The sequence below is a fragment of the Pseudooceanicola pacificus genome (genome assembly GCF_009789075.1).
In the GTDB taxonomy this organism is placed as follows: Bacteria; Pseudomonadota; Alphaproteobacteria; order Rhodobacterales; family Rhodobacteraceae; genus Pseudooceanicola; species Pseudooceanicola pacificus.
The window spans coordinates 152,848-165,939 of record NZ_WNXQ01000006.1; the positions used below are offsets into that span (position 1 = coordinate 152,848).

General features: G+C 66.9%; 10 protein-coding genes. 3 read left to right on the forward strand and 7 right to left on the reverse strand.

Features of this window, described 5'->3' with window-relative positions; all coding sequences use genetic code 11:
* Positions 1–299 precede the first annotated feature (299 nt).
* The 3 genes from GLS40_RS12190 to GLS40_RS12200 all read left to right on the forward strand — a co-directional run bounded on the left by GLS40_RS12190 (position 300) and on the right by GLS40_RS12200 (position 4,273).
* The gene (locus GLS40_RS12190; RefSeq protein ID WP_160383005.1) at positions 300–2,624 is read left to right on the forward strand and encodes an ATP-binding protein; all 2,325 of its coding nucleotides are present in this window, start codon (positions 300–302) and stop codon (positions 2,622–2,624) included.
* Entirely contained in the window at positions 2,621–3,256 is a 636-nt protein-coding gene (locus GLS40_RS12195; RefSeq protein ID WP_160383006.1) for a response regulator transcription factor, read from the forward strand. The genes GLS40_RS12190 and GLS40_RS12195 overlap by 4 nt, the downstream gene beginning before the upstream one ends.
* A gap of 87 nt (positions 3,257–3,343) precedes the next feature.
* Complete coding sequence (locus GLS40_RS12200; protein WP_160383007.1) at positions 3,344–4,273, forward strand: LysR family transcriptional regulator; 930 nt, start codon at positions 3,344–3,346, stop codon at positions 4,271–4,273.
* Here the strand turns inward: GLS40_RS12200 and GLS40_RS12205 are convergent.
* The 7 genes from GLS40_RS12205 to glnT form a co-directional block, all read right to left on the reverse strand.
* The gene (locus GLS40_RS12205) at positions 4,261–5,589 is read right to left on the reverse strand and encodes a lyase family protein (RefSeq protein WP_160383008.1); all 1,329 of its coding nucleotides are present in this window, start codon (positions 5,587–5,589) and stop codon (positions 4,261–4,263) included. The genes GLS40_RS12200 and GLS40_RS12205 overlap by 13 nt on opposite strands.
* Positions 5,586–7,406 (reverse strand): dipeptide ABC transporter ATP-binding protein, encoded by a 1,821-nt coding sequence (locus GLS40_RS12210; RefSeq protein ID WP_160383009.1) that lies wholly within the window; start codon positions 7,404–7,406, stop codon positions 5,586–5,588. The genes GLS40_RS12205 and GLS40_RS12210 overlap by 4 nt, the downstream gene beginning before the upstream one ends.
* A complete protein-coding gene (locus GLS40_RS12215; protein ID WP_160383010.1) occupies positions 7,403–8,317 on the reverse strand; it encodes an ABC transporter permease in 915 nt (304 codons plus the stop codon). Before GLS40_RS12215 ends, GLS40_RS12210 begins: the two co-directional genes overlap by 4 nt.
* On the reverse strand, positions 8,314–9,231 hold the full coding sequence (locus GLS40_RS12220) for an ABC transporter permease (protein ID WP_160383011.1): 918 nt from the start codon (positions 9,229–9,231) through the stop codon (positions 8,314–8,316). Before GLS40_RS12220 ends, GLS40_RS12215 begins: the two co-directional genes overlap by 4 nt.
* Positions 9,232–9,284: 53 nt before the next feature.
* Positions 9,285–10,811: an ABC transporter substrate-binding protein gene (locus GLS40_RS12225; RefSeq protein ID WP_160383012.1), complete on the reverse strand. Its 1,527-nt coding sequence runs from the start codon at positions 10,809–10,811 to the stop codon at positions 9,285–9,287.
* 174 nt (positions 10,812–10,985) lie between these two features.
* The gene (locus tag GLS40_RS12230) at positions 10,986–11,624 is read right to left on the reverse strand and encodes a helix-turn-helix domain-containing protein (RefSeq protein WP_160383013.1); all 639 of its coding nucleotides are present in this window, start codon (positions 11,622–11,624) and stop codon (positions 10,986–10,988) included.
* Between the two features lie 105 nt (positions 11,625–11,729).
* Entirely contained in the window at positions 11,730–13,046 is a 1,317-nt protein-coding gene (gene glnT / locus GLS40_RS12235) for a type III glutamate--ammonia ligase (protein WP_160383014.1), read from the reverse strand.
* Positions 13,047–13,092: the final 46 nt, after the last annotated feature.

Consider the following 13,092-nt stretch of genomic DNA (forward strand, 5'->3'; position numbering starts at 1 on the left):
GACAAGGTATCCGACACCGGTTTCCTGAATAAACGAATTGCGATAGCGCCCACTCACAAGCACTGTAAAAGGTATTTATCAAATACAGACCCGCACCTTGGATTGGGGATGGTATTGGCGGCGCGGTTTCTGACCAAGAGCCTGTCACAGAAGGCGGAAACACGGAATACGCGTGATTGCCTGCGTAATATTGCCTATGCCCGACAGCCCCCGGCGGAGTTGCGCCGAAGGCCAGAATGTGGAAACTCGACCAGAGCGGGCAAGGCACGGCTGGCCGCCGATGCGGGAGGCTTGACCCCATGCGGATATCACTTGGCGCCATGCTGGCCATCGGACTGGCCGGGCTGCAGTTCATCGCGGTGCTGGCGGTGGTCTTTTCATCCTATGTCACCTCGGAACGCGCCCTGCTGGATCATGCGCGCGAACTGCTGAGCGACGTGGGCACCAATGCGATCGAACATTCGCGCGGCTTCCTCAGCCCGGCACGCGGGGCCGCCGAGCTGTCGGCGCGGCTGGCGCAGGATCAGGTGATCGCCAGCGACGTGCCCGAACTGCTGGAGCGTCTGCTGTTCCAGCAGCTGCAATTCGCGCCGCAATTCTCGGGCCTCTATCACGGGACCGAGGACGGCTCTTTCGTCTATGTCATGCGCGACCCCGAGCGCGACGCCTTTCGCACCAAGATCATCCGCACCGGCGGCGGTGTCCGCACCACCGAACTGATCTGGCGGGACAAGGATTACAGCGTGCTGGAACGCCGGATGGACCCGGCCGACACCTACGATCCGCGCACCCGGCCCTGGTACGTGCTGGCGCGCGACAAGCTGACGACGGTCTGGACCGATCCCTATATCTTCTTCTCGTCGCAGCGGCCGGGGATCACGCTGGCCTCGCCCGTGCTGGATGGCAGCGGCGGGGTGAAGGGCATCGTGGGGGTGGATATCGAGATCAGCGATATCTCCAGCTTCCTCGCGCGGCTGCGCATCGGGCGGTCGGGCCGGGCGCTGATCATCCACAGCAACGGCGATGTGATCGCCCACCCCGACAAGGCCCTGCTCAAGACCGTCGATTCCAACGGGCAACTGCGGTTTCCCGATATCCAGCATGTCGAGGATCCGATCGCCCGCGCCGCCTTTGGCCATCTGATGGACAATGGCACCGTCTCGGTCGAGGAAGAGACCCTGTCGCAGTTCATCTACAACGGCGAAACCTATGTGTCGGTCGTGATGCCGCCGATCAATGACAACCTGCCCTGGATCACGGCCGCCTACGCGCCCGAGAGCGACTTTACCCAGGTCATCAAGATGAACCGGCGCGACAATATCTGGATCGCGGTTCTGGTGGCGGCGATCACCGGGCTCTGCGGGCTTGGCCTGGCGAATTACATCTACAAGCCGGTGCGCGCCTTTGCCGTGCGTTCGGCCCTGATTTCGCAGGGAGAGCTGGACCCGGCCGAGCCGCTGCCCGCCACATATCAGGAGCTGGAAAACGCCAATGCGACGCTGATGCAGCAGATCGCCGCGCGGCGGGCGACCGAGATGGAATATGGCAAGACCTTCCAGCTGTCGTCACGCGGGATGGCGCAGATCGACGCCGAAACCGGGCGCTTCCTGCGGGTGAACGACAAGGTCACGGATATCACCGGCTATGACGCCGCCACGCTGGCGGGCATGACATTTGCCGAACTGGCCCATCCCGATGACCCGCGGTTCCTGCTGTTCGACGCGGCGCAGGGCAGCCTCCCGCACGAGATCAACCGCGAGCTGCGCTGCCAGCGGCGCGACGGCAGCACGATCTGGGTCGCGCTCGATGCGATCATGATCTTCAACCTCGACGGCAAACCGCTGCACTATGTGCTGACGATGGAGGACATCACCCAGGCCCGCCAGACCGAGGACCAGATCGCCGAGCTGAGCCGCGAGCTGTCGAACCTGTCGCGCGACAAGACGCTGGGGCAGATGGCCGCGGGCCTGGCGCATGAGCTGAACCAGCCGCTGACCGCCATCGCCCAGAATGCCGACAGCGCGCTTTACGCGGTGGACCAGCTGGCCGGCGCCGACAGCGAACTGCGCGCCACGCTGCACGAAATCGCCGAACAGTCGATGCGGGCGGGCGAGATCATCAAGGCATTGCGCGGCTTCATCCGGCGGGACGAGGGGATCCGCAGCGATTTCGACCTCACCGACCTGATCCAGCAGACCGGCCACCTTGTCCGGGCCGAGGCGCGGGCGGCGGGCGTCAAGGTGAGTGTCGAACCCGGCCCGCTGCCGCCGATCCATGCCAACCGGCTGCAGATCGCGCAGGTGCTGGTCAACCTGATCCGCAACGCGATCGAGGCGCTGGCCTCGACCTCGCAGGCCGACCGGCAGGTGCGCATCACCGCCCGGGTCGATAACGGGCATGTGCTGCTGAGCGTGGCCGACAACGGGCCGGGGGTCGATCCCAACATCAGGCTGTTCACCGATTTCGAGACGACAAAACCCAGCGGGATGGGCCTTGGCCTGTCGATCTGCCAGTCCATCGTACAGGCCAACGGCGGGCGGCTCTGGCATGAACGCCGCGAGCCGCGGGGCGCGCGGTTCAACTTTACCGTGGACCTGGCCGAGGTCCGGAAAGGCGCGGCATGAGCGAGACTGAACGCCTGGTCTTCATCGTCGACGACGATCAGGACATCCGCACCTCGCTGACCCGCGCCCTGCGGCAGCGCGGCTTTGCGGTCGAGGCCTTCGAGTCGGCCCGCGCCTTTCTGGCGGCATTCGACGGCAGCCGCGCCGCCTGCCTGGTGCTGGATTACGGCATGCCCGAGGTGAACGGGCTGGAACTGCAAGAGGAACTGAACCGGCTGCAGTGGCCGCTGGCCGTGGTCTTCATCACCGGTCATGGCGGCGTGCGCGAATCGGTGCAGGCGATGCGGGGCGGGGCGATCGACTTCCTGGAAAAGCCATTTCGCCAGTCCGAACTGGTCGAGCGGATCGAATCCGCGCTGGACATCGCCCGCGAGCGCCACGCGGCGCAGGCCTCGCGCCAGGCCTTCCGCACCCGGTTCTCGCGCCTGACGGAACGCGAGACCGAGATTGTCGAGCAGGTGCTGGCCAACCCGGCCGAGGCGTCGAGCAAGGAAATCGGCCTGGCCCTGGGCATCAGCCCCCGCACCGTCGACCATCACCGCGCGCGCATCCTGGAAAAGCTCAACGTCCGCTCTCTGGTCGAACTGGTCAGGCTGGCCACGACGGTCGGGGGCGAGGGGCAGCCGGAATAGGCGGCAGGTCCCCGCCGGGGCACAATGTTTGACTGATTTGCACCTGTTCCGCTAAACCGTGCAGATCATGCAAGCATCCGGACCGTCATGAACATCAAGAGCCTGCGCCTGTTCCGCAACGTGGTCGCCACAGGATCGCTGTCAGAGGCGGCGGCGCGGATGAACCTGTCGCCCTCGGCCGCCAGCCGCTTGCTGACACAGCTGGAAACCAGCCTGAAGCTGGAGCTTTTTTCGCGCTCGCGCCGCAATCTGGAACTGACCGAGGCGGGGGCGATGTTCTATCAGCAGATATCGAACACGCTGGACGGGATCGACGAGATCCCGGTGATCGCCCGCGACCTGCGCACCCGCACGCGCAACTGGCTGTCGGTGGTGACCGCTGCGCCGCTGGCCAACGGGCTGGTGGTGCCCACCATTGCCCGGCTGCGGCGCGAGGGGGTGGACCTGCAATGCACCCTGCATGTCGAAAGCCGGTTCCAGATCGAAAGCAAGGTGGCGGCGCGGGGCTATAACATGGGGATGATCTCGCTGCCGGTGCAGAACGAGATCATCCCCATCGACATCATGCCGGTCCTGCGTTCGCGCCTTTGTGCCCTGATGCCCGCTGATCACCCCCTGTCTGCCGAGACCGAAATCGGGGTCGAGGCCCTGGCGGCAGAGCCTCTCGTGACCCTGGCCGCAGGCCAGTTGTGGCGGGACAGGCTCGAAGAGCTGATGGGCAAGGCCGGGCTGCGCCCCGAAATCGCGTTCGAAACCGGATCCACCCTGGTTACCGTGGAAATGGTGCGCCACGGGCTGGGCCTGACGCTGATCGACCCGATGGTCATGACATCGACCATGCTGCAGGGCCTGGCGATCCGCCCGCTGGCCGGGGATGCCTGGATCACCTATGCCAGCGTGCATGCCCCGGGGCCACGCGCCGAACTGGCCGAGGTGTTCCTTGACGGGCTCTGCGCCCATGTCGAGGCGCGCCGGACCACCGAGCCGGGGCTGGCCGACCTGATCTACCTGATCTGACGCCCCAGCTCGCGCGCCATGCGCGCGGCGTCCTGCGCGATACGGGCGCTGTCGCCGCAGTAATTCGCCGGGTCCAGCGCCGCGTCGATCTCGGCTTCGGACAGATGCGCCCTCAGCCCGCCGTCGGCCTTCAGCGCCTCGGCCACGCTGCCGCCCGCGCGGCGATCCAGCGCGTGGTGGATCAGGTCATGCGCCACGGCCCGCCCGGCGCGGGGGGCCAGCAGCATCATCAGGCCCTCGGTCGCGATGGCCCCGCCGCTGAGCCTGGCGTTGCGTTCCATGCGCGGGGCGTTCACGGCGATCCGGCGCAGCAGCCCGTCGAAGCCTTCGGCCAGGGTCCAGGCCAGGGGAATGGCGCGGTCGAGCACCGAACTCAGCAGCTGGTTCTTGGCCGCGTCGCCCTCGTGGCTGGAGCGGCCGGTTTCCAGCGCCGATCCGGCGATGCCGCGCAGCTCGGCCGCTTCGGCCAGAACGCGGACGACGAACTTGGGGTTGATCTTGTGCGGCATGGTCGAGGATCCGACCGTTCCGGGATCGAGCGTTTCCGAGATTTCGCCGATTTCCTCGGTCATCAGCAGGTACAGTTCGGCCGCGATCCGTTCGATCGTCATCGCCATCAGCGCAAGCTGCACCACGTAATCGGCAAAAAGGTCGTTGATCGCCCGGCCCGGGACCAGCAGCGCGCCCAGCCCGAACCGGGCGGCAAGGCGGGTGTTGAGCTCCTGCCCCTGCGGGCCAAAGGCGTGCATCGCCCCGACCGCCCCGCCAAAGGGCAGCACGAAAAGCCGCCGCCCGCCGCCGTCAAGCCGGTCGACCGCGCGGGTCAGTTCCTCGATCCAGCCGGCGACCTTGAAGCCGAAGGTGATCGGCAGCGCGTGCTGGCGGTTGGTGCGCCCCGCCATCAGCGTGCCGGCATGGGTCGCCGCCATTTCGGCCAGCCGGTCCAGCGCGGCGCCAAGCGCGCGGCGGATCGCGCCATCGGCCTGCCGGATCAGCAGGATGCGGCCGGTCTGCATCACGTTCTGCGTGGTTGCGCCCCAGTGGACATAGGCCCCGGCCTCGCCCGCCGCGCGGCCCAGCAGACGCGTCATCGACAGGACCGGCGCATGGGTCACCCGGATGTCGGCCTGCAGCGCCTCGATCCCGATCTTGTCGAGTGTGGCGGCGGCGCGGATCCCCTCGGCGGCCCAGGCGGGGATCATCTCCATCTCGGCCTGCACCTCGGCCAGGGCGGCCTCGACATCCAGCCAGGATTGCCACAGCGTCTCGCGGGCAAAGAGGGTCCCGGGCGTCAGGCCGGGGGTGTTCACTTTCATCGGGCGGCCTCCATTTCCGGCATGGCATCGAAACGCGGCGCGGCGGCCAGCAGGCGCTGCGTGTAATCGTTCGCGGGGCGGGACAGCACGTCGCGGGCATTGCCCTCTTCGACGATCCGGCCCTGATACATCACGGCGACCCGGTCGGCGATCTGGTGCACCACCGCCATGTCATGGGTGATGAAGAGGCAGGTCAGCCCCATTTCCGCGCGCAGCTCGTCCAGCAGGTTCAGGATCTGCGCCTGCACCGAAACGTCGAGCGCCGAGGTCGGTTCGTCGCAAACCAGCGCCTCGGGCCGGGTCACCAGCGCGCGGGCGATGGCCACCCGCTGCCGCTGGCCGCCAGACAACTGCGAGGGATAGGTGTGCAGCAGGCGTTTGGGCAGGCGGACGAGGTCCATCGCCTGTTCCACCGACCGGGCGCGGGACACGCTGTCGCCCTCGCCGCGCAGCACCAGCGGGCGGGCGATGATCTCGGCCAGGCGGCGCCTGGGGTTGAGCGAGGAATAGGGATCCTGGAACACCGGCTGCACGAAGGAGGCCCGCTCGGTCCCCGTCAGCTCGGCCACCGGGCGGCCCAGCATGGTCACCTCGCCCGAGGTCGGCAGGGCGAGTCCCAGCATGATCCGCGCCAGGGTCGACTTGCCCGACCCGCTTTCGCCGATCAGGGCCAGGGTCTCGCCGCGCCTGAGCGCAAGCGACACGTCGTCCAGCGCGCGGATCTCGCGTTTCGGGCCGAACAGGCCCTTTCGGGACTGGAACAGCTGGGTGACATGGCTGGCCGCGATCACCGGTTCGCCTCCGGCGACGCCATGCCCGGCCAGGGGCTGGGCCGGGGGGCGGGCGGTCGGCGGGTCGCTCAGCACGCAGCGATAATCATGCACCGCACCGGCCTGCTGCACCGGCGGACGCGCGCTGGTGCAGTCGGGCCGCCGGTAGCCGCAGCGCGGGGCAAAGATGCAGCCCGTGGGCGGGTGCATCAGCGAGGGCACGGTGCCGGGGATCGCACCCAGGCGGGCGGGATCGGCCCCCATCGTGGGGATCGCCTGCAACAGGGACTGGGTGTAGGGATGCGCCGGGGCGCGCAGCACGGCCGCGGCGGCACCCTGTTCGATCACCTCGCCCGCGTACATCACGGCCACATGGTCCGTGCGCTCGGCCACCACGGCAAGGTCATGCGAGATCAGGATCATGCCCATCTGCCGTTCGCGCCGCAGCCCGTCCAGCAGGTCGAGGATCTGCGCCTGGACGGTGACGTCCAGGGCGGTGGTCGGCTCGTCCGCGATCAGCAGGTCCGGGTCCAGCATCAGGGTCATGGCGATCATCACCCGCTGCCGCTGGCCGCCCGACATCTGGTGCGGATATTGCGACATGCGCCCGGCGGGGTCGGGGATGCCGACCCGGTCGAGCAGGTCGATCGCCTTTTTCCGCGCCTGCGAACCCGAGAGCATGCCACGCGCCACGGCGGCCTCGGTCATCTGGCGGCCGATGGTATAGACCGGGTTGAGCGAGGTCATCGGCTCCTGAAAGATCATGCCGATGCGCGGCCCGGCGATCTCATGGGCAAAGGCGGCATCCGGCATCGCGGGCAGGTCCTGCCCGTCGAAGGCCATGCGCGTCGGGCGGCACTCGGCCCCGCGCGGCAGCAGCCGCATCAGCGCCAGGGCACTCAGCGACTTGCCCGAGCCGCTTTCGCCGACGATGCCAAGCGACTGCCCCCGGTCGAGAGAGAGGCTGACGTCGCGCACCGCATGCAGCGTGCCGTCGGGCAGTTTGAGCGAGATCGACAGGTTGCGGATATCGAGGAGCGTACTCATCCGTTGCGGCCCTCCGGCGAAGTGATGTCGCGCAGCCCGTCGCCCATCAGGTTGGCGCCGATGACCAGCAGGAACAGGCAGATGCCGGGCAGGATCACCAGCCAGGGGCGATAGAACATCGCCTGTTTGCCCTCGGCGATCATCAGGCCCCACGACGGCGTCGGCGGCTGGATCCCCACGCCGAGGAAGGACAGCGAGCTTTCCGCCAGGATCGCGATGCCCAGTTCGAAGGTGAAGATCACGATGATCGAGCTGAGCAGGTTCGGCAGGATCTCGTGCCAGATGATCTGGCGCGAACTTGCGCCCGAGGCGGCGGCGGCGGCGATGAAATCCTGCGAGCGGATCCGCTGTGTCGCGGCACGGGTGACAACCAGGTAATAGGTCCAGTGCAGCACCCCGACGATGCCTATCACCACCCAGATCGACGGGCCGATGATGAAGACCAGCGCCATGGCCAGCAGCAGCCCCGGCAGGGCCAGCTGCGCGGTCAGCAGAAAGCTGATGGCATGATCCAGCCAGCCGCCGAAATAACCGGCGATCACGCCGAGCGTCACGCCGATGAACAGGCCCACGGTGGCCGCCCCGATGCCGATGGTGATCGAGACGCGGGTGCCATAGATCAGCCGGCTGAGGTAGTCGCGCCCGTTCTGGTCGGTGCCCAGCAGATGGTCCCATGTTCCGGCGTCGTCCCAGACGGGCGGCAGCATGCGCGAGGACAGGGACTGCGCATAGGGGTCGTGCGGGGCCAGCAGCGGGGCAAAGATCGCAACCAGAACGATCAGCAGGATCAGCCCCGCGCCCAGCAGGAACCCCTTGTGGCCAAAGATGCGCTGGCGGAAAATCTCGCCCGGCGTCAGGGCCTTGGTCTCGCCGTCCTCGACGGCGGACAGGGTGATGTCGGTGGTGGTCATCCGATTCGGATCCTCGGGTCCAGTGCCGCATTCAGGATGTCGGCCAGCAGGTTCATGACGACAAAGACGATGGCGAAGACAAAGATCAGCATCTGCACGGTCGGGATGTCCGCGCCGAGGATCGATTCAAGCGCCAGCCGCCCCAGCCCGTTGATGGCAAAGATGCTTTCGGTGATAACCGAACCGCCGAATTTCTGGCCAAGCTGCACCGCCAGGACCGAAATCACCGGCAGCAGCGCGTTGCGCATCGCGTGGCGGCGCAGCAGGGGCCAGCCACGAAAGCCCTTGGCGCGGGCGGTGCGGACGTAATCGGCGCCCATCACCTCGATCAGCCCGGTGCGGGTCAGACGCATCACCGCCGGGACGGAGGAGGCCCCCAGGACAAAGGCCGGCAGCACGAAATGCTTCCACGTGTCATCGCCCGAGACCGGGAAGATCGGGATCATCACCGCGAAGAGGATGATCATGATAAGCCCCAGCCAGAAGTTCGGCACCGCCTGGGCCGAAACCGCGACACCCAGGGCGACCCGGTCGATCCAGCTGTTGGGGTTCAGCGCCGCCAGCGCACCGAGGGGGATGGCGATCAGGATGGTCACCGACAGCGCCGACAGCGCCAGGGTGATCGTCTCGTCCGCGCGGTCCGCGACCAGTTCGGCGACCGGCTTGTGCCAGTAATAGCTTTCGCCGAAATCGCCTTGCAGCACGCCGCCCAGCCATTCGCCGTAGCGCACCCAGAGCGGTTGATCCAGACCGTAGCGCTGGCGGATCGCCTCGACCACATCGGGGGTGGCGTCCTCGCCGGCGATGGCCTGGGCCGGATCGGCGGCGACATTCAGCAACAGGAAGGCGGCAAGCGAGACGGTGAAGGCGACAAGCAACGCCAGCAGCCCGCGCAGCGCGATGTAACGCAGCATGAGTTTGGGTCCTTTCGTTGCGGGGGCCGGATGCGGCCCCCGCAGGGGTCAGCTCACTTCCAGGATGCGTGCTGCAGCCGCGGCAGACCATCCGGGTCCAGCGGGAACGACAGCTGCGGCGAGACCAGATAATTCGCCGAGTACGAGAAGAGCGGCGCCCAATAGGCCTCGTCCGCGATCTTGCCGATCGCCTCGGAATAGATCGCCTTGCGCTTTGCCTGGTCGGCCGTCTGTTCGGCCGACAGGACCAGTTCTTGCAGCGCCTCGTCGCCCGACAGGTTGCGGTCGCTGTCCGAGAAATGGATCCGCGCGATGGCCGCGGTATCCGCCGTGCCGCCCGAGCCCCAGGTGCCGACATAGGCCGGGATCTCGCGTGCCGCCCGGGCCTGGTTCAGGCTTTCCAGCTTCACATAGCGCAGGTCGACGTCGATGCCGACCTTGGTCAGATCGGCCGAGATCGCCTCGGCCACCGCCTTGTCGCGATAGGCCCAGAGTTCGAGCGGGAAGCCCTCGCCATAGCCTGCTTCCGCCAGCAGGGCCTTGGCCTTTTCCGGGTCGTAGGGATAGGCGGTCACGTTCTGATCGCAGCCGAACTGAGCCGGATGGCAGGCGGTATGGATCGCCTCGGCCGAGCCGCCGATCAGGTACTTGGCCATTTCCTCGGTGTTCAGCGCATAGTTGATCGCCTGGCGCACCTTGAGGTTGGTCAGGGGTCCGTCCGGATCCGTATAGCCATGCGCGTCGAGCACGATGAACCCGATCCGCAGGTCCGGCCCGCTGAGGTGTTCGGCCATCGGTGTCGCGCCCAGGCTTTCGGCCAGGTCCAGCGGCACCTTGAACATCCAGTCGATCCCGCCCGACATCAGCTCGGCCTGCTGGGTGCCGATATCGGGGATGTTGCGCACCACGACCTTGCCGATGGCGGGCTTGTCGCCAAAGAAGTCGTCGAACCGCTCCAGCACCAGTTCGGTGCCCGGCTCGAAGCTGACGACCTTGTAGGGGCCGGTGCCGATCAGGTTGCTCGACATGGCGTTGCGGTCGATGGTTCCGCCCGCGTCATAGGTGCCGGCCTTGCGCAGCATGATGCGGTTGGACATGTCGCGCAGCACCAGCGGATAGACCGATTTCAGGTGAAAGCGGACAGTGTTCGGCCCGGTCACCTCGGCATTGTCCAGCCAGCGTTCGACCACTCCGCTGGCGTTGGATTCACTGTCGGGGCTGGCGATCCAGTTGTAGGTATAGGCCACGTCCTCGGGCGTCAGCGTGCTGCCGTCGTGGAATTTGACATCGTCGCGCAGGGTGACGTCGAGCGTGGTGTCGTCGACCCAGTCATAGCCCGTGGCAACCGAGGGATTGAATTCCTGCGTCGCGGGGTCGAGGTCGAAGAGCGTGGCATCGGTCAGCTGCGCGAGGATGATGTATTCGCGCTTGGTGGTGTAGTTGTAGTCGAGGTTCAGGATCTCCTCGGCCATGGCGGCGCGGAGCGTGTCGTCTGCCGGGCCGGCGATGGCCGGGCCAAAAGACGCGGCAAGTGCAACGGCACTCGCGGCGCAGATGCTGCGCCAACGTGGAATACTCATGGTCTCCTCCCTTGATGTTGACCAAGTGTAGACCGTCTTTGTTGATTACCAAAAATGCAAATGCAGACAGTTTTGTTGCATAATTCGCAAGTCACAACGGCGAACCGGCCCAAGCGGCGCGCAGCGATCCGGATCCCGGCCTTGCGGCGGGCGGGCGGATCCGGGCCGCGCGGCCTATTGCGGGTAGCAGATGATCGACAGATAGCGGATCGGGCGCTGCAGATGCCGTTCCGGCCCGTGCGGCGCGTCGGAGTCAAACAGCAGCGAGTCGCCGGGTTCGAGGATGTAGAGCGTTTCCGCGTGGCGGTATTCCAGCGTGCCCTCGATCATGTACAGGAACTCGATCCCCGCGTGCTGGAAGACGGGAAAGATGTCGGTGTCCTCGGTCAGGGTGATCAGGTAGGGTTCCACCACCACGCCGCTGTCGGTGGAGCCGATATGGCCCAGCAGGTTGTACTGGTGCCCGGCACGCGTCCCCTCGCGCTTGATCTCGACCCCTTCGCCGGCCTTCACATGCATCGCGCCGCGCGGCTGGTCGAACCCGGTGAACAGATGCACGACCGGCACCCGCAGGGCATCGGCCAGCGCCTGCAGTGTTGCCAGCGATGGCGAGATCACACCGTTTTCGATCTTGGACATGGCGCCGACGGACAGCCCGGCCTGGGCGGCTAGCTCGGTTCCCGTCATCCGCTGGCGCTTGCGCAGCTCGCGGATCTGGCGGCCGATGGCCAGCTCCAGGTTGCGCTCGCGCGGCTCTCGCACGGCATGGGGATCCTGGCGCAGGGCAATCGTTTCGGGCTTCTTGTCCTTCATGAGCGCTGCTTTACCTCCGCCGCCTGTGTCTGAATTAATCCAGACGCGGCGCGGTTTCCACCACCAAGCCGCCGGCGCGGGGCCGGGGCAGGGCGGCGGCCCGGCTCAGATATCCAGCGTATTGTCCTTTTCCCACTGCGAGAAATGCGCGGTATAGGCGTTCCACTCCTGCCGCTTGAGCTTGGCGTAAGAGGCCGAGAACCCGGCGCCCAGCATTGCGGTCAGCGTGCCGTCGGCCTCGAATGCGCGGATCGCATCCAGCAGGTTCAGGGGCAGGCGCTTGGCGTCCTTGACCGTGTGGCCCTCGGCATACATGTCGATGTCGTGGCGCGGGCCGGGATCGGCCTTGCCCTTCAGCCCCGACAGGCCCGCCGCGATGATCACGGCCTGCAGCAGATAGGGGTTGGCCGCGCCGTCGGGCAGGCGCAGCTCGAACCGGCCCGGCCCGGGGACACGGACCATGTGGGTGCGGTTGTTGCCGGTCCAGGTCAGCGTGTTGGGCGCCCAGGTGGCGCCCGAAATGGTGCGCGGGGCATTGATGCGCTTGTAGCTGTTCACCGTCGGATTGGTGATCGCGGGCAGGGCCTCGCCGTGCTGCATGATCCCGCCCAGGAAATGCGCGCCCTTTTCGGACAGCCCCACCTCGCCGGTCTGGCCCGTGCCCGCCCCGGCAAAGGCATTGGCCTGCCCCGCAATGTCCCAGACCGAGATATGGGCGTGGCAGCCATTGCCCGTCAGCCCCTCGACCGGCTTTGGCATGAAGGTCGCGCGCAACCCGTGGTTCTCGGCCACGGATTTCACCATGAACTTGAAGAAGCTGTGCCGGTCGGCGGTCACCAGGGCATCGTCGAAATCCCAGTTCATCTCGAACTGGCCGTTCGCGTCCTCGTGGTCGTTCTGATAGGGGTTCCAGCCGAGGCCGAGCATGTAATCGCAGACCTCGGCGATCACGTCGTAGCGGCGCATCACGGCCTGCTGGTCGTAACAGGGCTTTGCCGCGGTGTCGTGGACATCCGAAATCCGGTCCCCCTCGGGTGTCAGCAGGAAGAACTCGGCCTCGACCCCGGTCTTCACCCGCAGCCCTTCGGCGGCGGCGGCGTCGACCATGCGGCGCAGCACGTTGCGCGGGGCCTGTTCGATCTCTTCGCCCTCCATCACGCAGGTGGCGGGGACCCAGGCGACCTCGGGCTTCCACGGCAGCTGCACCACGGCGGCAGGGTCGGGCACGGCCAGCATGTCGGGATGGGCGGGCGTCATGTCCAGCCAGGTGGCAAAGCCCGCGAACCCGGCGCCGTCCTGCTCCATCCCGGCGATGGCCTGGGCGGGCACCAGCTTGGCGCGCTGGCCGCCGAACAGGTCGGTGTAGGAAATCATGAAATACTTCACGCCGCGCTCGGCGGCGAATGTGGCGAGGTCGCTCATCGTCTGGTCCTTCCGTCCCGGTGGTTGTCGGCTCGGGGGTCCCCCC